25 protein-coding genes are annotated in these 23,575 nt (G+C 63.1%); 12 read left to right on the forward strand and 13 right to left on the reverse strand.

Annotated elements, in window-relative coordinates; genetic code table 11:
• Positions 1-27: 27 nt before the first annotated feature.
• From QQL24_RS09300 to QQL24_RS09315, 4 genes are all read right to left on the reverse strand, one after another.
• Positions 28-792 (reverse strand): amino acid ABC transporter ATP-binding protein, encoded by a 765-nt coding sequence (locus QQL24_RS09300; RefSeq protein ID WP_284311698.1) that lies wholly within the window; start codon positions 790-792, stop codon positions 28-30.
• A 12-nt stretch (positions 793-804) separates the two neighbouring features.
• Positions 805-1,458: an amino acid ABC transporter permease gene (locus tag QQL24_RS09305; RefSeq protein ID WP_284311699.1), complete on the reverse strand. Its 654-nt coding sequence runs from the start codon at positions 1,456-1,458 to the stop codon at positions 805-807.
• Positions 1,459-1,473: 15 nt separating this feature from the next.
• Positions 1,474-2,133 (reverse strand): amino acid ABC transporter permease, encoded by a 660-nt coding sequence (locus QQL24_RS09310; RefSeq protein WP_284311700.1) that lies wholly within the window; start codon positions 2,131-2,133, stop codon positions 1,474-1,476.
• Positions 2,134-2,221: 88 nt separating this feature from the next.
• Entirely contained in the window at positions 2,222-3,055 is an 834-nt protein-coding gene (locus QQL24_RS09315; RefSeq protein WP_284311701.1) for a transporter substrate-binding protein, read from the reverse strand.
• Between the two features lie 147 nt (positions 3,056-3,202).
• Between QQL24_RS09315 and QQL24_RS09320 the strand changes: the two genes are divergently transcribed.
• Positions 3,203-3,988, forward strand: coding sequence for an IclR family transcriptional regulator (locus QQL24_RS09320; RefSeq protein WP_284311702.1), 786 nt, complete (start codon positions 3,203-3,205; stop codon positions 3,986-3,988).
• A 3-nt stretch (positions 3,989-3,991) separates the two neighbouring features.
• Here the strand turns inward: QQL24_RS09320 and QQL24_RS09325 are convergent, their stop codons facing one another.
• Together QQL24_RS09325 and QQL24_RS09330 are read right to left on the reverse strand one after the other, a co-directional pair.
• On the reverse strand, positions 3,992-4,489 hold the full coding sequence (locus QQL24_RS09325; RefSeq protein WP_284311703.1) for a GNAT family N-acetyltransferase: 498 nt from the start codon (positions 4,487-4,489) through the stop codon (positions 3,992-3,994).
• Positions 4,490-4,553: 64 nt separating this feature from the next.
• Positions 4,554-5,213 (reverse strand): alpha/beta hydrolase, encoded by a 660-nt coding sequence (locus tag QQL24_RS09330; protein ID WP_284311704.1) that lies wholly within the window; start codon positions 5,211-5,213, stop codon positions 4,554-4,556.
• 258 nt (positions 5,214-5,471) lie between these two features.
• Between QQL24_RS09330 and QQL24_RS09335 the strand changes: the two genes are divergently transcribed.
• The 10 genes from QQL24_RS09335 (at position 5,472) to QQL24_RS09380 (ending at position 13,935) form a co-directional block, all read left to right on the forward strand.
• Positions 5,472-6,647, forward strand: a complete 1,176-nt coding sequence (locus tag QQL24_RS09335; protein WP_284311705.1) for a cysteine desulfurase family protein — start codon at positions 5,472-5,474, stop codon at positions 6,645-6,647.
• 152 nt (positions 6,648-6,799) lie between these two features.
• On the forward strand, positions 6,800-8,272 hold the full coding sequence (gene sufB, locus QQL24_RS09340; RefSeq protein ID WP_284311706.1) for a Fe-S cluster assembly protein SufB: 1,473 nt from the start codon (positions 6,800-6,802) through the stop codon (positions 8,270-8,272).
• A 73-nt stretch (positions 8,273-8,345) separates the two neighbouring features.
• A complete protein-coding gene (gene sufC, locus QQL24_RS09345; RefSeq protein ID WP_284311707.1) occupies positions 8,346-9,092 on the forward strand; it encodes a Fe-S cluster assembly ATPase SufC in 747 nt (248 codons plus the stop codon).
• A 2-nt stretch (positions 9,093-9,094) separates the two neighbouring features.
• Positions 9,095-10,417 (forward strand): Fe-S cluster assembly protein SufD, encoded by a 1,323-nt coding sequence (sufD, locus tag QQL24_RS09350; protein WP_284311708.1) that lies wholly within the window; start codon positions 9,095-9,097, stop codon positions 10,415-10,417.
• Between the two features lie 56 nt (positions 10,418-10,473).
• Complete coding sequence (locus QQL24_RS09355; RefSeq protein WP_284311709.1) at positions 10,474-11,718, forward strand: cysteine desulfurase; 1,245 nt, start codon at positions 10,474-10,476, stop codon at positions 11,716-11,718.
• Between the two features lie 11 nt (positions 11,719-11,729).
• Positions 11,730-12,113: an SUF system Fe-S cluster assembly protein gene (locus QQL24_RS09360; RefSeq protein WP_284311710.1), complete on the forward strand. Its 384-nt coding sequence runs from the start codon at positions 11,730-11,732 to the stop codon at positions 12,111-12,113.
• A gap of 180 nt (positions 12,114-12,293) precedes the next feature.
• Complete coding sequence (locus tag QQL24_RS09365) at positions 12,294-12,671, forward strand: HesB/IscA family protein (protein WP_284311887.1); 378 nt, start codon at positions 12,294-12,296, stop codon at positions 12,669-12,671.
• 12 nt (positions 12,672-12,683) lie between these two features.
• Entirely contained in the window at positions 12,684-13,037 is a 354-nt protein-coding gene (locus QQL24_RS09370; protein ID WP_284311711.1) for a TfoX/Sxy family protein, read from the forward strand.
• Positions 13,038-13,049: 12 nt separating this feature from the next.
• Positions 13,050-13,319, forward strand: coding sequence for a DUF1467 family protein (locus tag QQL24_RS09375; protein ID WP_284311712.1), 270 nt, complete (start codon positions 13,050-13,052; stop codon positions 13,317-13,319).
• Between the two features lie 94 nt (positions 13,320-13,413).
• Positions 13,414-13,935 (forward strand): DsbA family protein, encoded by a 522-nt coding sequence (locus QQL24_RS09380; protein ID WP_284311713.1) that lies wholly within the window; start codon positions 13,414-13,416, stop codon positions 13,933-13,935.
• A gap of 85 nt (positions 13,936-14,020) precedes the next feature.
• On the opposite strand, the gene QQL24_RS09385 is transcribed toward QQL24_RS09380, so the two are convergent.
• Positions 14,021-14,245, reverse strand: a complete 225-nt coding sequence (locus QQL24_RS09385; protein ID WP_284311714.1) for a DUF2842 domain-containing protein — start codon at positions 14,243-14,245, stop codon at positions 14,021-14,023.
• Between the two features lie 152 nt (positions 14,246-14,397).
• On the opposite strand from QQL24_RS09385, the gene QQL24_RS09390 reads away from it, so the two are divergent.
• Complete coding sequence (locus tag QQL24_RS09390; protein ID WP_284311715.1) at positions 14,398-15,498, forward strand: COX15/CtaA family protein; 1,101 nt, start codon at positions 14,398-14,400, stop codon at positions 15,496-15,498.
• 138 nt (positions 15,499-15,636) lie between these two features.
• On the opposite strand, the gene QQL24_RS09395 is transcribed toward QQL24_RS09390, so the two are convergent.
• From QQL24_RS09395 to QQL24_RS09420, 6 genes are all read right to left on the reverse strand, one after another.
• Positions 15,637-16,605: an asparaginase gene (locus tag QQL24_RS09395; RefSeq protein WP_284311716.1), complete on the reverse strand. Its 969-nt coding sequence runs from the start codon at positions 16,603-16,605 to the stop codon at positions 15,637-15,639.
• Between the two features lie 189 nt (positions 16,606-16,794).
• Complete coding sequence (locus QQL24_RS09400) at positions 16,795-18,081, reverse strand: O-acetylhomoserine aminocarboxypropyltransferase (RefSeq protein ID WP_284311717.1); 1,287 nt, start codon at positions 18,079-18,081, stop codon at positions 16,795-16,797.
• 166 nt (positions 18,082-18,247) lie between these two features.
• Positions 18,248-18,769 carry a CoA-binding protein gene (locus tag QQL24_RS09405; RefSeq protein ID WP_284311718.1) on the reverse strand — a complete coding sequence of 174 codons (522 nt, stop codon included), beginning with the start codon at positions 18,767-18,769 and terminating at the stop codon, positions 18,248-18,250.
• Between the two features lie 18 nt (positions 18,770-18,787).
• A complete protein-coding gene (locus QQL24_RS09410) occupies positions 18,788-19,381 on the reverse strand; it encodes a hypothetical protein (protein WP_284311719.1) in 594 nt (197 codons plus the stop codon).
• Positions 19,382-19,386: 5 nt separating this feature from the next.
• Complete coding sequence (locus QQL24_RS09415; protein ID WP_284311720.1) at positions 19,387-20,166, reverse strand: NAD kinase; 780 nt, start codon at positions 20,164-20,166, stop codon at positions 19,387-19,389.
• A gap of 189 nt (positions 20,167-20,355) precedes the next feature.
• Positions 20,356-23,037, reverse strand: a complete 2,682-nt coding sequence (locus tag QQL24_RS09420) for an Rne/Rng family ribonuclease (protein ID WP_284311721.1) — start codon at positions 23,035-23,037, stop codon at positions 20,356-20,358.
• Between the last annotated feature and the right edge of the window lie 538 nt (positions 23,038-23,575).

Genomic DNA, 23,575 nt, shown 5'->3' on the forward strand with positions numbered 1-23,575 from the left:
AATTCTCACTTGCTGCATAAAAGAGGGTCAGTGGCGGGCACTGCCGAGGAATTCGGCCAGGCGCTTGCTCTTGGGGTTGCCGAAAATCTCGGAAGGCGGGCCCTGCTCGGCAATCAGTCCCTTCTCCATGAAGACGACACGGTGGGACACGTCGCGGGCAAAGCGCATCTCATGGGTGACTAGCAGCAGCGTCGCGCCCTCCGCCGCCAGGGCCTTCACGGTATTCAGCACTTCCTGCACCAGTTCGGGATCGAGTGCCGAAGTGATTTCGTCGAGCAGCACGAGCTTCGGGTTCATCGCCAGGGCGCGGGCGATGGCGACGCGCTGCTGCTGGCCGCCCGAGAGCTGGCTCGGATAATTGTCCATGCGCTCGCCGAGGCCGACCCGCTTGAGCCAGGTTTCGGCGATCGAGCGAGCCTCGTCCTTGGCGAGGCCCTTCACCTTGCGCAGGCCGAGCATGACATTGCCGGCGGCGCTCAGATGCGGGAACAGGTTGAAATTCTGGAAGACCATGCCGGTCATCGAGCGCTGGCGCGAGAGCTCGCGGTCGCCGAGGCGATGGCGCCTGCCGCCCTGCAGGCGATAGCCGATCGACTCGCCGTCGAGCAGCACCTCCCCGCCATCGAATTCCTCCATCAGGTTGACACAGCGCAGCAGCGTGGTCTTGCCCGAGCCGCTCGATCCGATGATGGAAACCACTTCCTTCTCATGCACCTCGAGATCGACGCCCTTGAGAACCTCGACCTTGCCGAAATGCTTGTGAAGCGCCTTGATCTGCAAGAGCGGTTGCATGTTCGGTTTCCTTCAGCGGAATGCGACGTGGCGCTCGACGGCCTTGCCGAGACGCTCGATGGCGAAGTTGAGGATGAGATAGATGCCGCCCGCCAGCAGGTAGAATTCCATGGTCATGGAGTTGCGGGCGATGATCTCCTGCGTCTTGAGCAGGAGCTCGCCGACGCCGATCACCGACAGCAGCGTCGAGGCCTTGACCAGTTCGACGCTCGTGTTGATCCACGTCGGCAGCATCGAGCGCATCGCCTGGGGCAGCAGCACATAGAGAAGGGTCTGCGGGAAGGTGAGGCCGATGGAACGGCCTGCCTCGGTCTGCCCGCGCGGAATGGCCTGAAGGGCGCCGCGCAGGATTTCCGCCACATGCGAGCCGCAGAAGAGGGTGAGGGCGATGATGCCGGCGATGAAGGAGCCGGTCTTCAGGCCGAACACCGCCGGCATGTAGAAGGTCGCCAGCACGAGCACCAGCACCGGCGTGCCGCGCATGATGTCGATATAGATGCGGCAGAGATAACGGACGAACAGCGGGCCATAGACGAGCGCCAGGCCGACGATGGTGCCGAGCAGCGTGCCGAGGATGATGGCCAGCACCGAGATCTCGATCGTGTTCACCACGCCCTGTAGCAGGGGAAAGCGGGCGATCCAAATTTCGTTGAGAATGGACGACATGGGCGGCCCTCGCGCTCAGAATTTAGGGAAGCGGCGCTCGAGGCCGCGCAAAGCGGCGGCCATGAGCAGGCAGGTCGCGATGTAGAGGGCGCTCGCCACCGTCCAGGTCTCGACGATGCGGAAGCTCTCCACATTGATCTTGCGGGCCTGATAGGTGAGCTCCGGCAGGGAAATGGCCGCGGCGATCGAGGTATCCTTGAACAGGGATATGAAGGTGCTGCCAAGGGCGGGCAGGGCATTTCGGATCATGATCGGCGCCACGACATAGGCGTTGGACTGCAGGCGGGTGAGGCCAATGGCACGGGCCGCCTCAACCACACCCTTGGGTACCGAGATCAGCCCGGCGCGAAAGACTTCCGCGAGATAGGCACCTGAGTAGACCGTGAGCGCGGCGATGAAGCTCGGGATCTTGTCGAGCCGGATGCCGACTTGCGGCAGGGCGAAATAGATGATGAGCACGATCACCAGGATCGGCGTATTGCGGATGATCGCGACATAGCCGGCCACCAGCCGGCGCGCCCATGGCGAAGGCCCGACGCTGGCAAAGCCGCAGACAAGGCCGATGACCGCACCCAGTGCCACCGAGGCGATGGCGAGGCCGATGCCGAGGGCAAGGCCCCAGAGCAGCTTGTCGAAGCTTGCCCAGACGACCGAGAAGTTCAGCGTGTAACCCATGGCCCGCTCCCGCAGCCTTTCCAGCCGTCACGCCGAAGCGTGATGGGCCGGCAGCGAAGCGCCCGAATGCGCTCCGCTGCCTGTGCAATCAGCGCATCTCGGTGGGAAAGCCCGGGGTCGGAGCAGGCGGGGTGACGCCGAACCAGGTTTCGAAGGACTTCTTGTAGTCGGGGAAGTCGACGCCCGTCATGGCCTCGCGCAGAGCCGTATTGACGAAGTTCAGCCAATCCGCATCGCCCAGCTTCACCGCACAGGAATAGGTCTGCGGGTTCCAGGCATAGCCGGCGTCGACATATTTGTCGGGGTTCTTCTTCATGAACCAGCGCAGGGAGGACAGATCGGTCGCAGCGGCGTCGGAGCGGCCGGAGTTGAGCGCCTGATACATCAGGTCGAAGCTGTCATACTGATCGACCTTGGCGTCCGGTAGAGCCTGATGGACCATGTCCTCGGCATAGACGTTCTGCAGCACCGCGACAGTGACACTGGAACCAGCCGACTTCAGCGCATTGTAGTCAGCATATTTGCCGCCCTTGGGCAGCAGCAGGCCGACGCCTTCGCGATAATAGGGGATGGTGAAGGCCACCTGCTGGGCACGCGGCGCCGTCACGGTCATTGCCTGGCAGGTTATGTCGACCTGGCCGGTGGTGATGTTGGGAATACGGGCGTCCGAGGACTGGGTGACGAACTCCACCTTGCTCGGATCGTTGAACAGGCCCTTGGCCAGGATATGGGCGATGTCGATGTCGAAGCCGACAAGCTCGCCCTTGTCGTCCTGGAAGTGCCAGGGTGGGTTGGTGCTGCCGGTGCCGACGATGAGCTTGCCGCGCGCCAGTACCTCCTGGAGTTTGCCGTCGGCCTGCGCCCCGCTGATGGCGGACAGGCAGAGCGTCGCCGCGCCCAGGCCGGCGACGAGCACTTTCATGAAGCGGTTCATCTGTTTTCCCTCTATAGGCCTGCTTGTGCGGTTGTCTTGTATTTTGGACAGTCGTCTTTTATGCAGGACAGCGTGACGCTATACGGGCAGGTGTTTTTGTGTCAAGAGGGGCTGTTGCGAATTGGAAGAAGCCGAATGGATGAGCGGGTCGGTCAGTCGAAGCCATCTCCAGCCTCGCTGACGGAGCGTCAGCGGGGTATCGATCGCGTCATCGATGTCCTGGAAGCCTTGCTGCGCCTGCGCCAGCCGACCAAGGTCGGCGATCTCGCCCGCAAGATCGGGGCGCCACGCTCGACGCTCTATGCCATCGTCAACCGACTGGTCGAGGCGGAGATGCTCGAGCCGGTGGGCGAGGACGGCTACATCTATTTCGGCAAGGCCATGCATCTGTTTGGCCGCGCCTATACCGAGGCCAATCCGCTGCATCGCCGCTGCCGTGCCGTGCTGGACAGGCTGGCGGCGGAGACGAGTGCGACAGCGCAGCTCTGCGCCCTTCGCGGCCACAAATATGTCGTGGTGGACTCGAGCGATGGCTCCGGCCTCTTCCGCATCACCACCGATATCGGCGTGGAGGTGCCGCTGCCCTGGACGGCGTCAGGCCGGCTCCTGCTCGACCACATGACGGCCGAGGAGGTTCGCGCCTTCGTGCCGCCCGAAGACTACAGGCTTCCTGATGGGCGGGTGGTGGATCCGGAGGAGTTCGTCGTTGGCGTGGCGCAGGCCCGGATCGACGGGCGCTGCATGACGACGAGCCTTTCCGATCGCTTCACCTCTTGTCTCGCCGCGCCTATCCGCGACCGGCGTGGTGTCGCCGTCGCTACCATTTGCTTGGTGGTGCCGGCGGATACGGCCGAGGGTCGCAAGCGCGAGCTGCTCGATAGGATCGTCGCGGCTGGGCTCGACCTTTCCGATCGGCCCTAAGCCTCAATCACCCCTCGCCAGCGCCTCCAGCGGCTCGCCGGTCAACCGGCAGCCGATCCATTCCTTGCGCAGGATGGCGCCGTGCTTTTCGTAGAAGCCGATGGCGGGCTCGTTCCAGTCGAGCACCGACCATTCGAAGCGACCGAGCTTCTCGGTGAGACAGCGTTGGGCAAGGTGGCGCAGCAGCGCCTTGCCAATGCCGTGCTCGCGGAATTCCTCGCGGACGAAGAGATCTTCCAGAAAGAGGCCGTGGCGGCCGAGAAAGGTCGAGTAGTTGTAGAACCACAGGGCGAAACCCGCGGTCTCGCCGTTCCATTCGGCGATGTCGCAGAACACGCGAGGCAGATCGCCGAACAGGGTTGCCGTGATGTCTGCATCGCTGGCCGTGACCTCGTGCAGCAGCTTCTCATAGACGGCGAGCTGACGGATGAGGCCGAGGATGGCGGCGGCATCCTTCGGTTCGGCGCGGCGAATGGTCAGCGAGCGGATGGTCGAGGACATGGGGCCCTTCCAGCAAAAAGCCCGCCGGGGAGGGCGGGCTTGAAACGAAGCTTGTTGATGAAGCTCAGGCGGCGTCGATCTCGTTGAGGCCGAGGCGCCTGTCGAGATAGGAGGAGCAAGACGCGATCAGCTCATCCGTCTTGTTGTCGAAGAAGTGATTGGCGCCCGAAATCACCGACTGTTCGATGATGATGCCCTTCTGCGTCTTCAGCTTGGAGACGAGGGTCTCGACATCCTTGAGCGGGGCCACGCGGTCGGCGTCGCCATGCACGATCAGGCCCGAGGAGGGGCAGGGGGCGAGGAAGGAGAAGTCGAAGCGGTTGGCTGGGGGCGCGACCGAGATGAAGCCCTCGATCTCCGGGCGGCGCATCAGGAGCTGCATGCCGATCCAGGCGCCGAAGGAGACGCCCGCAATCCAGCAGGACTTGGCTTCCGGCGTCACCGCCTGCACCCAGTCGAGCGCCGAGGCGGCATCCGACAATTCACCCGCGCCATGGTCGAACGAGCCCTGGCTGCGGCCGACGCCGCGGAAATTGAAGCGCAGGGCCGAAAAGCCGCGCTGCACGAAGGCATAGAACAGATCGTAGACGATCTTGTTGTTCATCGTCCCGCCGAACTGGGGATGGGGATGCAGGACGATGGCGATGGGGGCTCCGCGCTGCTTGGAAGGCTGGAAGCGGCCCTCGATGCGGCCTGCAGGGCCGGTGAACGTAACTTCGGGCATAGATTGAAGTGCCTCTTTGTGTGCCTTGAACCCGCGCTCCGGCTCCAACGACTGGCCTTGACGGCCGGGGCGAGAAGGAGTAGTTCTTTAGAATAATTCTAAAGAGACTGTCGCCTGTGCGACGCGCTCCGGTCCCTGCGCCGATAAGGACGCATTACACCCAGCCCGCGTTCGGGTAGCGCTTCTTAGCACGAAGAGCAGGGCGTTTTGCAAGCTTTTCCGTATCGATGGACTGCTTAAACGACGGATATTTGACGTTTGACGAGATCGCGCCTCTATCTGGACCATAACGCGACGACACCGCTGCGGGCTGAAGCCCGTGACGCGATGGTCGTAGCCCTGGATCAGTGCGGCGCGGCGTCTTCCATACATGGGGACGGACGCGCCGCGCGCAAGCGCGTCGAGGCTGCGCGACAGCAGATTGCCGCCCTTGTCGGCGCGCAGGCGAAGAATGTCGTGTTCTGCGCCTCGGCCACCGAAGCCAACAACATGGCGCTCAGTCTCGACTGGCAGCGGGCCGGAAGGCCGGTTGTACAACGCATAGCCGTGTCCAGCATCGAGCATGCCAGCGTTCTGAACGGCGTTCATGCCAGCGAAGCGCCTGCGCTTCTGCGGGTGGGCGCTGATGGCATTGTCGATCTCGAAGCGGTCAGGACATTGCTGGCCCGCTGGCAGGCCGAAGGCGTCAGCGGCCTTGTCTCGGTGATGCTCGCCAACAATGAGACGGGCGTGATCCAGTCGGTGGGCGAGATCGCCGCGCTGGTGCATGAGGCCGGCGGCCTCCTGCATTGTGACGCAGCACAGGCGGCAGGGAAGATCTCTTTCTCGATCAGTGAGATCGGTGCCGATCTTCTCACGCTTTCGAGCCACAAGCTGGGCGGCCCGCTCGGCGCCGGTGCGCTCGTGTTGGCCAGCGACAGCCTGCACCAGCCTCATCCGCTGATCCGCGGCGGTGGACAGGAGAAGGGCATGCGGGCCGGGACCGAGAATGTGCCTGCCATAGCCGGTTTCGGTGCTGCGGCCGAGGCTGCGCAGCATGGCTTTGGCGTTTTCGGCGGCCATGTGCAGGCTCTGCGGGACGAGTTGGAGCAGCGCCTGCGCGCGAATTCGCCGGACCTGGTGGTTTTCGGCGTGGGCGGAAAGCGCCTGCCGAACACGCTCAACTTCGCCGAGCCGGGGATGCCGGCCGAAATGGCATTGATTGCGCTCGATCTTGAGGGTATTTCCGTGTCGTCAGGATCAGCCTGTTCGTCGGGCAAGGTCAAGGTCAGCCATGTGCTGACGGCCATGGGTGTGGCCCCGGAACTTGCGAACTGCGCGTTGCGGGTGTCGCTGGGGCGCGAAAACACAGTCCAGGACATTGAGTTTTTCATCGCAGTCTGGACAAGGCTGCGAAAGAACATACATGAGAGAAAGCAGCATCGGGCGGCTTAAACGCTTGTCTGGGCTGTACAATTTGCCGCTTTCGGGTGGTGCCAAGGCGTTTTGCGATTTGACGGAAACGGCAAGAATCGCAAACGCGTCAAAACAGGAGGCTAGAGCAAGACCGGTTTTCGTCGAAACGCGTTTTGCTCTTGGAATCTAGTATGCCTGCAGTTCAGGAAACCGTCGAACAGGTCCGGGCGATCGACGTCGATCAGTACAAGTACGGCTTCGTCACGGATGTCGAGATGGAGCTTGCGCCCAAAGGCTTGTCCGAGGATATCGTGCGCTACATCTCGGCCAAGAAGGGCGAGCCTGTCTGGATGACGGAATGGCGGCTCGATGCCTATCGCCGCTGGAAGACCATGCAGGAACCGACCTGGGCGCGCGTCGAATATCCGAAGATCGATTACCAGGACCTCTATTACTACGCCGCGCCGAAGAAGAACGGGGCGCCGAAGTCGCTCGACGAGATCGATCCCGAGATCCTCAAGACCTATGAGAAGCTCGGCATCCCCCTGCGCGAGGTGGAAGCGCTGGAGGGCATCGCCCCGGCCAACCGCATCGCCGTCGATGCCGTGTTCGATTCCGTCTCCGTGGTCACCACCTTCAAGGCGGAATTAGCCAAGGCTGGCGTGATCTTCTGCTCGATTTCGGAAGCACTGCGCGAGCATCCGGATCTTGTGAGGAAATATCTCGGCACTGTGGTGCCTTCCACCGACAACTTCTTCGCCACGCTGAATTCAGCCGTGTTCTCGGACGGCTCCTTCGTTTATATACCGCCGGGCGTGCGCTGCCCGATGGAACTGTCGACCTATTTCCGCATCAACGAGGAGAAGACCGGCCAGTTCGAGCGCACGCTGATCATCGCGGACAAGGGCGCCTATGTGTCCTATCTCGAAGGCTGCACGGCGCCGCGTCGCGACGAGAACCAGCTTCATGCCGCCGTGGTCGAGTTGGTCGCGCTCGATGATGCCGAGATCAAATATTCGACGGTGCAGAATTGGTATCCGGGCGACTCGCAAGGCAAGGGCGGCATCTACAACTTCGTCACCAAGCGTGGCGATTGCCGCGGCGCGCGCTCGAAGATCTCCTGGACACAGGTGGAAACCGGTTCGGCCATCACCTGGAAGTACCCATCCTGCATCCTGCGCGGCGAGGGCTCGCAGGGCGAGTTCTATTCGATCGCGGTGTCGAATGGGCGCCAGCAGGTCGACAGCGGCACCAAGATGATCCATCTCGGCAAGAACACCAAGAGCCGCATCATCTCTAAGGGCATCTCGGCCGGACACTCGAACAACACCTATCGCGGCCTGGTCTCGGCCCATCGCAAGGCCAGCAATGCGCGAAATTTCACCAATTGCGACTCGCTGCTGATCGGCGAGCACTGCGGCGCGCACACCGTGCCCTATATCGAGTCGAAGAATTCATCGGCCGTGTTCGAGCATGAGGCGACCACCTCGAAGATCTCGGACGACCAGCTGTTCTACTGCCTCCAGCGTGGCCTTTCGGCCGAGGAGGCGACGGCCCTGATCGTCAACGGCTTCGTCAAGGACGTGCTGCAGCATTTGCCGATGGAGTTCGCGGTCGAGGCGCAGAAACTCATCTCCATCAGCCTGGAGGGCAGCGTCGGCTGATCCGGCGCCCTCCAAGAAATTTCGCGCCGGAATCTCCGCGATTCCCGCGACACCAAATTCAGGACCGATAGAAATGCTCGAAATCAAGAACCTCCACGCCGAGATCGACGGCAAGCCGATCCTCCAGGGGCTGAGCCTCAAGGTGGCCGACGGCGAGGTCGCGGCCATCATGGGCCCGAACGGCTCCGGCAAGTCGACCCTCTCCTATATCCTCGCCGGCAAGGACGATTACGAGGTTACCGGGGGAGAGATCCTGCTCGACGGCGAGAACATCCTGGACGTGCCGGTGGAAGAGCGCGCTGCCCGCGGCGTGTTCCTGGCCTTCCAATACCCGCTGGAGATCCCGGGCGTTGCCACCATGACCTTCCTCAAGGCCGCGCTCAATGCCCAGCGCAAGGCGCGCGGCGAGGGCGAATTGTCGACGCCGGATTTCATCAAGCGCGTGAACAAGGCGGCCGATGATCTTAAGATTCCAAGGGAAATGCTGCGGCGCGCCTTCAATGTCGGCTTCTCGGGCGGTGAGAAGAAGCGCATGGAAATCCTGCAGATGTCCCTGCTGCAGCCGAGCCTGGCCGTGCTCGACGAGACCGATTCCGGCCTCGACATCGACGCGCTGCGCATTGTTGCCGAGGGCGTGAACGCCCTGCGCTCGCCCCAGCGCTCCTTCATCGTCATTACCCATTACCAGCGCCTGCTCGAGCATATCGTGCCCGACAGCGTGCATGTGCTCTCCAAGGGCCGCATCGTGAAGTCCGGCGGCAAGGAGCTGGCGCTCGAACTCGAAGCCAATGGTTATCGCGATTACGAGGAAGCGGCGTAACCATGGCCAACGTCATCCCAGTCAAGACCCCGGCGGAAACGGCGCTGGACGAAGCCTATGGCGGCCTGCGACAGGTGCTGCCAGGCGAAGCCGGCGTGCGCAGCTTGCGCGAGGATGCCATTGCGAAGTTCCGCGCGAGCGGCCTGCCGCATCGCCGCGTCGAGGACTTCAAATATACGGATCTGCGCGCTCTGATGCGCGACGCCAATCCCGTTTCCACCGGCCCCAAGGGCTCGCCCTCGGCCGACGGGAAGGCGGAGGATTTCCTCGCCGGCATCGACCATGTTCGCCTCGTCATCGTCGACGGCGCCTATTCGCCTTCGCTGTCGAATGTTGCGGAACTGCCGGCCGGCCTGCGTGTTGCCTCCCTGGCCGAGACCCTGGCGTCCGCCGATGCGACCTTGATTGCCGAGCTTGGCGCCGGCGCGCCCGACAATGCCGTGCTCGATCTCAACACCGCCTTCATGAGTGATGGCGTGGTCGTCACCGTCGATCCAGGCGTGGCGATCGCAAAGCCGGTGGCGATCGAGACGCGTCACAGCGCCGCCACGGCGCAGGCGACGTTCACCCGCTCGCTGGTCGTGCTTGGCTCCGGCGCCAGCCTGACGCTGATCGACAGCTATGAGGGGCCGGAAGGCGTGGCGCATCAGACCAATGCCGCACTGGCCGTGAAGGTCGGTGATGGCGCTGAGCTACACCGTCTCAGCTTCCAGGCGCAAGGCCTTGAGGCACAACATCTTTCCTCGCTGCTCATCACGCTCGGCAAGGACGCCAGGCTTCAGAGTTTTGCCCTGGAGAGCGGGGCGGCCGTGTCGCGCAACCAGCTTTTCCTCACCTACAAGGGCGACAACGCCAAGGCCCTGCTTAGCGGAGCGACCCTGCTCGCTGGTACCCGCCATGCCGATACCACGCTGGTGGTGGACCATTTGGCGCTGGGGGGCGAGAGCCGCGAATTGTTCAATGCCGTGATCGACGGCGAAGCGCGTTCGGTATTCCAGGGCAAGATCGTGGTTCGCCATGGCGCGCAGAAGACGGACGGGCGCATGATGAGCCGCTCGCTGCTGCTCTCCGAGACGGCCGAGGCCAACGCCAAGCCGGAGCTGGAGATCTTCGCCGACGATGTGCAGTGCGCCCATGGCGCGACCTGCGGCGCGCTTGACGAGGACCTCTTGTTCTATTGCAAGGCCCGCGGCATCCCGCAGGCCGAGGCCGAGGCGATCCTGGTGCAGGCTTTCGTCGGCGAGGCGATCGAGACGGTCGAGGATGAAGCGCTGCGGGAGAAGTTGAGCGCCCTTACGGAGGCGTGGCTCAGCCGGCGCGTTTGATGCGCTGACGCTCTCTCTTCGGAGCGGGTGGCAGTGCGCGTGGAAGGAATTGAATTGTGAACAAGCCTGTTGCCGCCATTCCCTATGATCTCGCGAAGGTTCGGGCCGATTTCCCGGCGCTGGCCCTGCAGGTCTATGGCAAGCCGCTCGTCTATCTCGACAACGGCGCCTCGGCCCAGAAGCCGAAGGCGGTGCTCGACCGCATGATGCATGCCTATACGCATGAATATGCCAATGTTCACAGGGGCTTGCACTATCTTGCCAATGCGGCGACCGAAGCCTATGAGGCCGGCCGCGAGAGCGTGCGCAAATTCATCAATGCGCCCTCGACCGAGCAGATCATCTTCTCGCGCTCGGCCACCGAGTCGCTCAACCTGGTGGCGGCCTCGATGGGCCGCCTGCTCGAGATCGGCGAGGGGGACGAGATCATCCTCTCCATCATGGAGCACCATTCCAACGTGGTGCCCTGGCATTTCCATCGCGAGCGCTCGGGCGCCGCGCTGAAATGGGCGCCGGTGCGCGATGACGGTTCCTTCGATCTCGAAGCCTTCGAGAAATTGTTGACACCGCGGACCAAGATCGTCGCCATCACCCATATGTCCAATGTGCTGGGCACGGTGACGCCCCTCAAGGAGATCGTGGCGCTCGCCCATGCCCGCGGCATTCCCGTGCTCGCCGATGGCAGCCAGGGCGCCGTGCATCTCGATGTCGATGTCCAGGATCTCGACGTCGATTTCTACGCCTTCACCGGCCACAAGGTCTATGGGCCGACCGGAATCGGCGTGCTCTACGGCAAGAAGGAATGGCTGGAGCGGATGCCGCCCTTCAACGGCGGCGGCGAGATGATCGGCGAGGTCACCGAAGACACCGTCACCTATGCCGCGCCGCCGCATCGCTTCGAAGCCGGCACGCCGCCGATCGTCCAGGCCATCGGGCTCGGCGCGGCGCTCGACTATATGATGGCGCTGGGGCGCGAGAATATCCGCGCACATGAGGAAAAGCTGCTGGATTATGCGCAGGAGCGCCTCTCCAGGCTCAACTCGATCCGCATCTTCGGCACGGCGCCGGGCAAGGGCGGCATCGTGTCCTTCGAGCTGAAGAACGCCCACGCGCATGATGTCGCGACAGTGCTCGACCGCTATGGTATTGCAGTGCGAGCAGGTACACATTGCGCTCAGCCGCTTTTGGCGCGATATGGCGTGACATCGACGTGCCGCGCTTCCTTCGGGCTTTACAATACGCTCGACGAGGTGGACGCGCTGGCAGAGGCGCTCGTCAAGGCGCAGACATTTTTTGCATGACGGAGGCATTGATGGCCGACGGAAATCTGGCCGAGGCGCGGCCCAATGAACCGGCGGTCGCCAAGGCGAGTGCATTGCCGCCGGAAGAGATCGATCGGCTGACCGATGGCATTGTCGCGGCACTGAAAACCGTGTTCGATCCGGAGATTCCGGCCGATATCTACGAACTTGGCCTGATCTACAGGGTCGAGATCGCTGACGACCGCAAAGTGATCATCGACATGACGCTGACAGCGCCGGGCTGCCCGGTCGCCGGCGAAATGCCGGGATGGGTCGAAAATGCGGTGTCGTCCGTGCCGGGTGTGTCGGACGTGCAGGTCAACATGGTTTTCGATCCGCCGTGGGACCAGTCCCGCATGTCGGACGAAGCACGCGTGGCGCTGGATATGTGGTGAATGATGGGGGGCGGGTCTTCAGACCCGGCCTTTTTCTCCCAGAGGGTCATATTTGCAGGCGGGTCTGAAGGCCCGCCCCCGATCCCCTCGCATTTGTGTGGATTCGCACTTATATTCGTCTTGTGTTGTCCGAGCGTCGGGCCTTGAACCCGGCGTTGTTGGAGTGGTCCCGTGAGCAAGATTCGTCCCCAGTTCAAGGTTGTGTCGCTGACCGATGCGGCTGCCGAGAAGATCAAGGCCATCATGGCCAATGCCGACAGGCCCTTCGAGGGCGTGCGGGTTGGCGTGAAGAATGGCGGCTGCGCCGGCATGTCCTACACGATGGAATATGCCCAGAGCGTCAATCCGCTCGACGAGGTGGTCGAGGACAAGGGCGTCAAGGTCCTGATCGACCCCAAGGCGGTGCTGTTCCTGCTCGGCACGCAGATGGATTATGTGACCGACAAGCTCTCGGCCCAGTTCGTCTTCAACAATCCCAATCAGACCTCGGCCTGCGGCTGCGGCGAATCCGTCGCGATCACGCCTGCCTCGGGCGAGTCGCTGGCCGTGACGGCCTGAGTTCCGGCGCGGATGGATCACGAGCATCTGCGCGACCTTTTCGCTGGCCTGCCGCGGCTTTCGATCCGCCGCCTGTTCGGCGGTGTGGGTCTCTATTCGGACGGGATCGTCTTCGCGCTGGGCGCCTTCGACGAGATCTGGATCAAGGCGGATGCGGAAACTATCACGCTGTTCGAACAGGCGGGAGCACGGCGCTTCTCCTATCAGGGCCGCAATCGCACGGTGCAACTGCCCTATTGGAGCCTGCCCGACTCGGCGCTCGACGATCCCGACGAGGCGCTGAAATGGGCGCGGCTCGGTATCGCCGCTTCCTTGCGGGCGCCCAAGTCGGCGCCTAAGAAGGCAAGGTCGAAGAAACAACCATAAGAAAACGCCGCCATGTCCCCTGTGCTCTGTATCGCGCTCTTTTTCGTCATCTGGTGGATGGTCCTGTTCGCCGTGCTGCCGCTCGGCGTGAAAAGCCAGTTCGAGGCGGGCGACGTGGTGCCGGGCAGCGAAGGGGCGGCGCCGCAAAAGCCGATGCTCCTGAAGAAGGCGGGTATCACCACGGTGATCGCCATCATCGTGTTCACCATCGTCTATCTGGTCGTGACCAGGCATCTGATGCCGCATCAGATCTTTGATCTCGTGCCGAATCTCAATCAGTAATACTGGCAGCGACGTCTGCGCTTGAGCCGCCGCGCTTTGCATGGTGGTGCGGGCGGAGCGTCCTACCTCCAAATTTGCCTGGAGTCCGCCGCCAATGGCCGCACTGACACGTGATATCGAACCGCAGGATCATGTGAAGGGGCTCGACGATGCTCCTGTCACCCTGGTGGAATATGGCGATTTCGAATGCCCTTATTGCGGGGAGACGGTGGGCGTCATCGATGGCGTCCAGCTCCTGATGGGCGAGCGGCTTCGCTATGTCTTCCGCCACTTTCCCCTGATCGAGCCGCATCCCCACGCGCTGCATGCCGCAGGCTTGTCGGAGGCAGCGAGCGACGCCGGCAAGTTCTGGGACGCTCATCGCATCCTCTATGACAATCAGCATGCCCTCGACGACCGCTCGCTGCGCAACTACGGCCGCCGGCTCGGGCTGGTCGCCGAAGCGATCGAAGCGGCTCTGTCGGGGCGCTACGCCGAACGCATCGATCTCGATTTCCAAAGCGGCATCGAGAGTGGCGTGAACGCCACCCCGACCTTGTTCATCAACGGCCAGCGCTATGACGGGCGGCGCGACGTGCGGGGACTGCACGCCGCGCTGCTTGCGGCGGCGGGGTAATTCCCGGGATCGCCACTCCGCGTTTCGCGCGCCTTTTTCCACAAAATTGGCGCGTATGGGCAAGGATGCCTGCAATTCCGGGGCGCTACTTCCTCCCCGGCTTCTCCATCCATTTGATGATCGCCATTGCCGGGAAGATCCAGGCGATGCCGAGGATGGCGTAGAGCGGCAGCTGCAGCCAGGGCGAGGCCTCGGTGATGCGCCCCTGCGCGAAGGCGGTGGCGAAGAGGGCGTAGACCACCACGAGCACCAGCATGGCAAGGGCGCCGGCGAGCTTGCGCAGGGAAGGGGGCTTGTAGTCCTGGGCCATTCGCTCCGGCTCCATCGTCAGGCCTGGCTGCGACGCGAGTACGCGTTGCCGTAGGCCGGTGTCTTCTGTATCTGTGCGCCTTCTAACGCATCAGACGCAAACGTGCAGGATATTCCGGTGCGCGATGCGACGAATTTCGAAAGGCTGACAGCGTGACGGCAATCGCGGGTGGCAGGGTGACGGCCAGCAGCACCTCCAGTTACTACGGCATCATCCGCGCCTGGCTCATCCTGGTCGCGTTGATGGTGGTCGGCATGGTGGTGCTCGGCGGCGCCACGCGGCTGACGGGATCGGGCCTTTCCATTACCGAATGGAAGCCGATCCGCGGCACCATCCCCCCGCTTTCCGATGCCGACTGGGCGGCGGAATTCGAGCGCTACAAGCAGATCCCGCAATATGTGAAGCTGAACCTCGGCATGTCGCTCGACGAGTTCAAATTCATCTATTGGTGGGAGTGGACGCATCGCCTCGTCGGCCGGCTGATCGGCTTCGTCTTCTTCGTGCCTATGCTGGTGTTCTGGCTCAAGGGCTGGCTGACGCGCGAGCTCACCTGGAAACTGGTCGGGCTGCTGGCGCTCGGCGGTAGCCAGGGGGCGCTCGGCTGGTGGATGGTGGCCTCGGGCCTGGCCGATCGCACGGAGGTCTCGCAATATCGTCTTGCGATGCACCTCACGCTCGCCTGCGTCATCTTCCTCGCCATCACCTGGGTGGCGTCCTCGCTGGCCGACAGGCGTGACGGTGGTGTACTGCCCGGCCTCGCCAGGGCGATCGCCTTCGGACTGGTGCCGCTTGTGGTGGCACAGATCTTCATGGGCGGGCTGGTGGCGGGCCTGCGCGCAGGCCTGTCCTACAACACCTGGCCGCTGATGGACGGGCACTTCCTCCCGACGCTCGGCAATCTCTACATCATGGCGCCAAGCTGGGTGAACCATTTCGAGAATGTGCTGACGGTGCAGTTCCAGCACCGCATGGTAGCCTATCTCATCGTGATCCTGGCGTTGATCCAGGGCTTCGTGGCCCTTCGCCAGGGCAGCGGCGCGGCCCGCAGCCGTGCCGTGCTGATAACGCTGATCGCTCTGGCGCAGGCCGGCATCGGCATCATGACGCTGCTGCTGGTGGTGCCGCTGTGGTCGGCGATCCTGCACCAGCTTGCCGGCGTCATCCTGCTCGCCGCCGTGACCGTGCATGCGCAACGGCTGACGGCTGGGACCGAGAGGCTCGCCCAGCCCGGTAGTTCTGGCTCACCGGTCTGAGGAACCTGGCGGGAACGCGGCAAGAGCCTCGGCTTTACTGGATTTCCGGTGATCTCTGAACGGTTGCAATCGCTTCCGACCCAGAGGCGCCGGCTGCCCTCGCCAAAAATTGCAAAACGCTTCAGCGGCCGGAAACGCTCAGTATCTGTCGAAAATTGCCTGGAGGTCAGCGCCCGACTTACGATGCGCGATTGCCAGCATGGCCAGGATGCGAGCTTTTTGCGGTGTCAGCGAGTTACCCGCGATGATGCCGAGCGCCACGTCGCTCTTGAGGGGAGCCACGATGCCCTGTCCGGTTCTGCTGGCGCGAATGAAGGGAATGCCGATTTGATGCGCCAGCAACGCCCCCTGCCGTGCTCCCACCGACAGGCTGCCATTCCCCATTCCGGCGACGACGATCGCCGTTGCGCCGGCCTCGAGGGAAGCCCGATAAAGATGGTCGCCCGCTCCTTGGTGGTCGAACATGATATCGACATCGGGCAGTGCTTCGACCTGCGCCAGGTCAAACTCGCTGTGAACAGTATGCGGCTTTGCGGGGAAGTGCGTGAAGTCTACACGATCCCCGGAAATCTCGGCGAGTATGCCGTATTTCATACCCTCTATTGCCCCAATGGCTGACGTGTCACGCTTTGCCAGGTCCCGCGCGCCAAAGACATGATTATTCGCAACGATCAGGACCCCCTTACCCGATGAAGCGTGCGAAGTCGCGATCAGCACGGCGTTATAAAGGTTCAAAGGCCCGTCGGCGCTCAATGCGTTTGCCGGACGCATGGCGCCGACCACCACGATAGGTTTGACTGTCCTTACGGCCAGATGCAGGAAATAGGCGGTCTCTTCGAGCGTATCCGTGCCGTGCGTCACGACGACAGCATCGATCCGAGGATTCGCCACCGCTGCCAGGACGGATCTTGCTATTGCCAACAAGATTGGATTGTCGATCTTGAAACTATCGACACTGACGGGTTGGTCGCTCGTAAGCTCGGCAAGCTCGGCCACTTCCGGCACGGCGGCGAGTATCTCCTGCACAGTGCTCGTGACGCTGTAATTGTGAAGATCGACGGCTCCAGCTCCGGAAGACGCGATGGTTCCACCTGTACCGATTACCATTACACGCGGTTTGGGGGGTGGTGGTTCTATGATCATTGACGTGAATTTCGACTTCTCAAGGTTTGGACCTCGCCGCTTTCCGGGACTCCAGCGATATGCTGTTGTTCGCCGATTCGATCTTAGCGCAGGACGTTTTCATCTTTCGAATACCCTTTGAATCAGAGGCCTGACGACGCACTCCGATAAACGTCAGCCCGTGGCCAAGGCCTGGTCGAGGTCAGCGATGATGTCCTTGACGTCCTCGATGCCCACCGAAATGCGCACGACGTCCGGGCCGGCACCAGCGGTGACCTTCTGCGCGTCGGAGAGCTGGCGGTGCGTGGTCGAGGCCGGGTGGATGATCAGCGAGCGCGTGTCGCCGACATTGGCGAGATGCGAGAACAGCTTCACATTCGAGACCAGTTTCACGCCCGCCTCGTTGCCGCCCTTGAGGCCGAAAGTGAACACCGCGCCGGCGCCCTTCGGGCAATATTTGCGGGCAAGGGCATTGTAGCGGTCGCTGTCGAGCCCGGGATAGGACACCCAGGACACCTCTGGATGCTCCGAGAGATAGGCTGCGACCGCCAGGGCATTGTCGGAATGCTTCTGCATGCGCAGCGGCAGTGTCTCGATGCCGGTGAGGATCAGGAAGGCGTTGAAGGGCGAGAGCGCCGGGCCGAGGTCGCGCAGGCCGAGCACACGCAGTGCGATGGCGAAGGCAAAATTGCCGAAGGTCTCGCCGATGACGATGCCGCCATATTCAGGCCGGGGCGAGGACAGGAAGGGATAGCGCCCGGACGACAGCCAGTCGAACTTGCCGCCGTCGACGATGACGCCGGCGATCGAGTTGCCATGCCCGCCGAGGAACTTGGTGGCCGAGTGCACCACGATGTCGGCGCCAAATTCGATGGGACGACAGAGATAGGGCGAGGCGAGTGTGTTGTCGACGATCAGCGGGATGCCGGCCTTTTTGGCAATGGCGGCGATGGCCGCGATATCGGTGATGATCCCGCCCGGATTGGCGATCGATTCGATGAAGATCGCCTTGGTCTTCGGGGTGATTGCCGTGGCAAAGCTCGAAGGATCGTTGGCGTCGGCCCAGCGCACATTCCAGTCGAAAGAGCGGAAGGAATGGGTGAACTGATTGATCGAGCCGCCATAGAGCTTGTTGGAGGCAATGAACTCGTCGCCGGGTTGCAGCAGGGCATGGAAGACCAGCACTTGCGCCGCATGGCCCGAGGCAACGGCGAGCGCGGCCGTGCCACCTTCCAGGGCCGCGACACGTTCCTCAAGCACGGCGTTGGTGGGATTGCCTATGCGCGAATAGATATTGCCGAAAGCCTGCAGACCGAACAGGGAAGCCGCGTGGTCGACGTCATCGAAGACGAAGGATGTCGTCTGGTAGATCGGCGTGGCACGGGCGCCGGTGGTCGGATCAGGCTGCGCGCCCGCATGGATGGCAAGCGTCGAAAAGCCCGGTTGCTGCTCGGCCGACATCATTTCCTCCTGAGATCGTTTTCTGGGGTATGTATTCGTCTGATAAAAGGGTGCGTCGTCAAGATGCCGCGGGATAGCCCTTCCGGGCGCGCGGGCCTCGTGCCCATTCTTCGCTTCCCGCAAGCAGGGCGGTTTTAGAAAGGGCAAGATGCCCGCGCACTCGGACCTACTCGCGCAGGCCGAGGCGCTGGAAACCGCGCGTGTCCCGTGTAGGGCGCTTGGAGGAAAGCGCGCGTGAATTGACTCCGGCCCAGCCGATCTCGCCGGAGAGGCGGCCATATTCGATCTTGGGACAGCGGTTCATCACCACCCTGATGCCGGCCGCCTCGGCCTTTGCAGCCGCGGCGTCGTTGCGCACGGTGAGCTGCATCCAGATCACCTTGGGCAGTACGGGCAGGGCCAGCGCTTCATCGACCACAGCGGCGGCTGCTTCCGAATTCCGGAAGATGTCGATCATGTCGACAGGGACAGGCAGTTTCGCCAGGCTGGCATAGACCGGCAGGTCCAGGATGGTCTTGCCGGCCAGGCCCGGATTGATCGGATACATCTGGTAGCCGCGGAGCTTGAGATATTTCAGCACGAAGAAACTCGGCCTGACCTCGTTCGCCGAAGCGCCGACCATGGCGATGCTGCGCACGCTGCGCAGGATATTGTTGATGTACTCATCCGGGTAGGAATCGTGGTTCATTCGCAATCCACTGGTCGATCAATTGGATTCAGCTATCGGCTTGAGCTTGTCGAGATAGGGCTTTACGGCCTCGGCGTTGCCGGGCAGGGGCGTTGAATCCTGCAGCGAGGCGTATTGGTCCTCGATCTGCTGCAATGCCTCCTTCTTCTTGTCCGGCGTCAGGCTGGTGTCGGCCTCGACCTCCGCCTTCGCCTTGGCCTTGTCGGCGTCTAGATCGACCTTCGAGCCGTCGGGCGTGGCCTGGTCATCCCCGCTATCGGGAACGTCCGCCTGGTAGGCGAGCATCACCGAATTGGTGACGATCTCGAGCTCATCGAAATCCTTGTAGTGAAATTTGGCGAGAAGAGCCTGGGTTTGCGCCTTGGCTTCGGGAACGTTGTCGAAGGCGGGCAGGGAGGCAACCGGGTCATCGCCCGGCGTCTCCGAACGGTCGCCATATTTCCTGGTAAGCTGGGCTGCCAGTGTCGACAACTCACCATGGGCTGCGATGAAATTCTCGACGATGGGGCCGGTGAGCGTGATCTGATCGTCCTGCACCGAGGCCGGCGCCGCGAAGCCGGCCGCCGGAACGATCAAGCCCGATGCAAGGCACAGGAGGCGGAGGAAGCGCATGGCGGCTACCAGTCGAATTGTTCGCGCAGGATGCGCTCATCGAGCGAATGCCCGGGATCGTGCAGCATGACAAGATCCTGCGACGAATCCATGGCTATCTCGACCCGCTGCACATCCTTCACCTCGAAATTGTCGGCGACGGCGTTGACCGGGCGCTTGGCCGGCTCCAGCACCTCGATGGTGACATGGGCACGCTGCGGCAGGATGGCGCCGCGCCAGCGCCGCGGGCGGAAGGCCGAGATCGGCGTCAATGCCAGCAGCGGCGCGTCCAGCGGCAGGATCGGGCCGTTGGCGGAGAGATTATAGGCGGTCGATCCAGCCGGCGTGGAGAGGATGAGCCCGTCGCAGATCAAGGTTTCCAGCCGGACATGGCGATCGATGGAAATGCGCAGCTTGGCGGCCTGGAAATTGGCACGCAGCAGCGAGACCTCGTTGATCGCGTAGGATTTGGTGCACTGGCCGTGTATGTCGGTGGTGCTCATGCTGAGGGGATGCACCACGCTCTTGCGCGCCTTGGATAGGCGCTCGTTGAGATCGTTCTCCCGGAACTCGTTCATCAGGAAGCCCACCGAGCCGCGGTTCATGCCGTAGATCGGGATCTTGCGGCCGCGCTGCTTGTGCAGGGTCTGCAGCATCAGGCCGTCGCCGCCGAGCGCTACGATCACATCCGCCTCGCCGGGCGGCACATTGCCGTAGCGTGCCGTCAGCGATTTGAGCGCCTTGCGTGCGGAGGGCGCGGTGCTCGCGACAAAGGCGACCTTCTCGTAATGGTGCTTGCTGGTCACGGGTGGCAACGGAAGGGTTTGTGTTGGGAAATCAAGGGGTATCACGCGGTTTCCTCATCTGATTGATGGGGAAATCGCAGTGCCCCCTTCGTGAACCTATCTTGAAAGAACGCCGCCTGCCAATGCCCCGCAGACGAAAACGCCGCACTGGTCTCCAGTGCGGCGTCGGCTGGCCTTGCGGTCAGACTTTTACTTCTTGGACCACCAGCCTGCCTTCTTGGGCTTGGCGGGGTCGACGGCGTCGACATAGACATAGGCGGAGGGATTGGAAACCGCGACCTCGCGCACGACCGGTGCGGGCGCCTCTTCGGGCACCGGTTCCGGTTGGGGTTCCGGCGCTGCGGCGACCGGTTCGGGCACGACAGGGGCAGGCGCGGGTTCCGGGATGCTTTCCGCGACAGGCACGCTGTCGGCCTCGACGGTGATCGGCACCTGCTTGCGTCCGCGGCGCTTGGGCTTGGCAGGCTTTTCGTCGGCAGTCGCTTCCGCAGGCACAGGCACAGGGGCCGGCTCGGCATCGACGGTCACAACGTCGGGCGCAACTGCCTCGGCAGCTTCCACAGCCGGTGCAGCCTCGTCCTCGGCGCCGCGGCGTCCGCCACGGCGTCCTCGGCGGCGGCGCTTGCCGGCCTCGGCCTTCTCATCCTCGGAGGGCTCGGCAGCCGCGGTCTCGGCGACGGACACGGTCTCAGCCGCGCCAACTTCCGAAGACTCGGCAACCATCGCTTCGCCACCAACCTCGTTGCCCTCTTCATTCGACGCGGCAGTGGTCGGCGCTTCCGCCTCGGCGCTGCCATTACCCCGCCGGCGACGACGACGGCGGCGGCGCTTGCGACCTCCTTCGCCGCCTTCGCCTTCGCTTTCGGCACGATGGTGAGGCGACTTGCGGCCGCCCTTCGGGGCCTCGGACTCTTCGTCCTCCTCCTCTTCGATCTCCTCTTCCTCGACCTCGACGATTTCCTCGACGGGCGGGAAGGAGTCGACCTGGACCGTGGTCACTGCCGGGCGCACTTCCTGCGGGGTGGCGAGTTCGCCGCGTTCGATCAGGTAGTTCTGGCTGCCGACAATGGTCTCATCGGCGCTGACGGTGATCAGCACGCCGAAACGGGCTTCGAGCGCATAGAGATGGCCGCGCTTGTGGTTGAGCACATAGAGCGCGGTGGCCGTGCGGGTGCGCAGCACGAGGTTGTGCGTGGCGCTCTTGAGGAGCTGGTCTTCCAGGGCGCGCAGGATGTGCAGCGCCACCGACGTGACAGAGCGAACATGGCCGCTGCCGCCGCAATGCGGGCAGACCTCGGTGGAGGATTCCAAGACGCCCGTGCGGATGCGCTGGCGCGACATCTCCATCAGGCCGAAATGCGAGATCCGGCCAACCTGGATACGAGCACGGTCGTTCTTGAGGCAATCCTTGAGCTTGCGCTCGACGGTACGGTTGTTGCGGCCCTCGTCCATGTCGATGAAGTCAATGACGATGAGGCCGGCGAGGTCGCGCAGGCGCAACTGGCGGGAGACTTCCTCCGCCGCTTCCAGATTGGTCTTGAGGGCGGTGTCCTCGATATTGTGCTCGCGCGTGGCGCGGCCGGAGTTCACGTCGATCGAGACCAGCGCTTCGGTCTGGTTGATGACGATATAGCCGCCGGACTTCAGGTTCACACTGGGCGAGAACATGGCGTCGAGCTGGGCTTCCACGCCGAAACGCTGGAAGAGCGGCGCCGCCTCGCGATAAGCCTGCACATTCTTGGCGTGGCTCGGCATGAGCATGCGCATGAAGTCCTTGGCCTCGCGGTAGCCATCGTCGCCGGCGACGATGACTTCGTCGATATCCTTGTTGTAGAGATCGCGGATCGAACGCTTGATCAGCGACCCCTCTTCATAGACCAGCGTGGGCGCGGCGGACTTCAGCGTGAGGTCGCGAACATTCTCCCACAGGCGCAGCAGATATTCGAAGTCGCGCTTGATCTCGACCTTGGTGCGCGAAGCGCCGGCGGTGCGCAGGATGACACCCATGCCATCCGGCACGTCCAGCTCGCCGGCCACGGCCTTGAGGCGCTTGCGGTCGACCGCATTGGTGATCTTGCGGGAGATGCCGCCACCGCGTGCCGTGTTGGGCATCAGGACCGAATAGCGACCGGCCAGCGACAGATAGGTTGTGAGAGCGGCGCCCTTGTTGCCGCGCTCCTCCTTGACGACCTGCACCAGGAGGACCTGGCGGCGCTTGATCACTTCCTGGATCTTGTACTGCTTGCGGGTGCGCACCACGCGCTCGGGGATATCATCAGCCACATCCCCGCCGCCGAGAGCCTCGACATGCTCTTCGTCGCTGCCGGAACCGACTTCGACGATGCCGCCGGAACCGCCTTCCTCGCCGCCGCCATTTTCGTCGGCGCTGTGGTCGTCGCGGGCCTCGACTTCGGTTTCAGCCTCTGGTGCGGGGGCGGAAACGCTGGCATCGGCCTCAGAGGCCTCGGCCGCTTCCGTCCTGTTCTGGCCGCGGTTGCGCCCGCGGCGACGATCGCGCCCGCGCCGGCCTTCACCGCCGCCATTGCCGTTTCCGCCCTCGTCCTCGTCGTCCTCGTCGCGGTGCGAGCGCTGCTCTTCCGCGAGGAGAGCGAGGCGATCGGCCACCGGGATCTGATAGTAATCGGGATGGATTTCCGAGAAGGCGAGGAAGCCATGGCGGTTGCCGCCATATTCCACGAAGGCAGCCTGGAGCGAGGGCTCCACCCGGGTCACCTTGGCAAGATAGATATTGCCGCGCAGCTGCTTGCGATTGGCTGCCTCGAAATCAAACTCTTCGACGCGATTGCCGCGGACCACCACGACCCGGGTCTCTTCCGGGTGGGCGGCATCGATCAACATTTTGTTGGCCATTATTATTTTCTCTCTGGCAAGCGCGGCCATGATCATGCGGATGGCTGGCGGCAATCACGGCCGGCACAGCCATGCCGATGAGGCAGGCGCTTGCTCTGTTGGCGGGGACAAGTCTCGATGAAGGGCGACTGGTATGTCCCGAAGGCGAAAGCGGCAGTGTCCGGGCAATCCCATGAGGGAATGCACGCTGCTTCACTTCGTTACGTCCGGGGGATGCTATTGTCTGCATCGCTCCATCACCGGGTTCGGGTCGCAAGAGGGGCCTTGCGACGGCGCTCTCGGTCGATGGGCAGGACGGGATATCCAACTGGCGCTCGCGCCAACCCGGATCGCCAGGCGATCCGCACACCACCGGTGATTCTCCTTATCCTCTGAGGACACATCAGCAGCCGGATGACGATCGGCTAGGCCGGCACCGCATACGATCGTTACGCCTGTGCTGCGCAACCGGTCTGCAGGGGCCCTTCTGATGCTCGAATTCGGCATGGTCGGAGAACCATTCGAGAGCAGAAATTGTTTTATCGAGTTCTTGTTCGAT

The sequence above is a fragment of the Labrys miyagiensis genome (genome assembly GCF_030160835.1).
GTDB classification, from domain to species: domain Bacteria; phylum Pseudomonadota; class Alphaproteobacteria; order Rhizobiales; family Labraceae; genus Labrys; species Labrys miyagiensis.

Excerpts from the sequence above, each read along its gene's own strand:
- QQL24_RS09300 (WP_284311698.1), bottom strand. The coding sequence starts at position 792 with ATGCAACCGCTCTTGCAGATCAAGGCGCTTCACAAGCATTTCGGCAAG.
- QQL24_RS09305 (WP_284311699.1), bottom strand. The coding sequence starts at position 1,458 with ATGTCGTCCATTCTCAACGAAATTTGGATCGCCCGCTTTCCCCTGCTA.
- QQL24_RS09310 (WP_284311700.1), bottom strand. The coding sequence starts at position 2,133 with ATGGGTTACACGCTGAACTTCTCGGTCGTCTGGGCAAGCTTCGACAAG.
- QQL24_RS09315 (WP_284311701.1), bottom strand. The coding sequence starts at position 3,055 with ATGAAAGTGCTCGTCGCCGGCCTGGGCGCGGCGACGCTCTGCCTGTCC.
- QQL24_RS09320 (WP_284311702.1), top strand. The coding sequence starts at position 3,203 with ATGGATGAGCGGGTCGGTCAGTCGAAGCCATCTCCAGCCTCGCTGACG.
- QQL24_RS09325 (WP_284311703.1), bottom strand. The coding sequence starts at position 4,489 with ATGTCCTCGACCATCCGCTCGCTGACCATTCGCCGCGCCGAACCGAAG.
- QQL24_RS09330 (WP_284311704.1), bottom strand. The coding sequence starts at position 5,213 with ATGCCCGAAGTTACGTTCACCGGCCCTGCAGGCCGCATCGAGGGCCGC.
- sufB (WP_284311706.1), top strand. The coding sequence starts at position 6,800 with ATGCCTGCAGTTCAGGAAACCGTCGAACAGGTCCGGGCGATCGACGTC.
- sufC (WP_284311707.1), top strand. The coding sequence starts at position 8,346 with ATGCTCGAAATCAAGAACCTCCACGCCGAGATCGACGGCAAGCCGATC.
- sufD (WP_284311708.1), top strand. The coding sequence starts at position 9,095 with ATGGCCAACGTCATCCCAGTCAAGACCCCGGCGGAAACGGCGCTGGAC.
- QQL24_RS09360 (WP_284311710.1), top strand. The coding sequence starts at position 11,730 with ATGGCCGACGGAAATCTGGCCGAGGCGCGGCCCAATGAACCGGCGGTC.
- QQL24_RS09370 (WP_284311711.1), top strand. The coding sequence starts at position 12,684 with ATGGATCACGAGCATCTGCGCGACCTTTTCGCTGGCCTGCCGCGGCTT.
- QQL24_RS09375 (WP_284311712.1), top strand. The coding sequence starts at position 13,050 with ATGTCCCCTGTGCTCTGTATCGCGCTCTTTTTCGTCATCTGGTGGATG.
- QQL24_RS09380 (WP_284311713.1), top strand. The coding sequence starts at position 13,414 with ATGGCCGCACTGACACGTGATATCGAACCGCAGGATCATGTGAAGGGG.
- QQL24_RS09385 (WP_284311714.1), bottom strand. The coding sequence starts at position 14,245 with ATGGCCCAGGACTACAAGCCCCCTTCCCTGCGCAAGCTCGCCGGCGCC.
- QQL24_RS09395 (WP_284311716.1), bottom strand. The coding sequence starts at position 16,605 with ATGGTAATCGGTACAGGTGGAACCATCGCGTCTTCCGGAGCTGGAGCC.
- QQL24_RS09400 (WP_284311717.1), bottom strand. The coding sequence starts at position 18,081 with ATGTCGGCCGAGCAGCAACCGGGCTTTTCGACGCTTGCCATCCATGCG.
- QQL24_RS09405 (WP_284311718.1), bottom strand. The coding sequence starts at position 18,769 with ATGAACCACGATTCCTACCCGGATGAGTACATCAACAATATCCTGCGC.
- QQL24_RS09410 (WP_284311719.1), bottom strand. The coding sequence starts at position 19,381 with ATGCGCTTCCTCCGCCTCCTGTGCCTTGCATCGGGCTTGATCGTTCCG.
- QQL24_RS09420 (WP_284311721.1), bottom strand. The coding sequence starts at position 23,037 with ATGGCCAACAAAATGTTGATCGATGCCGCCCACCCGGAAGAGACCCGG.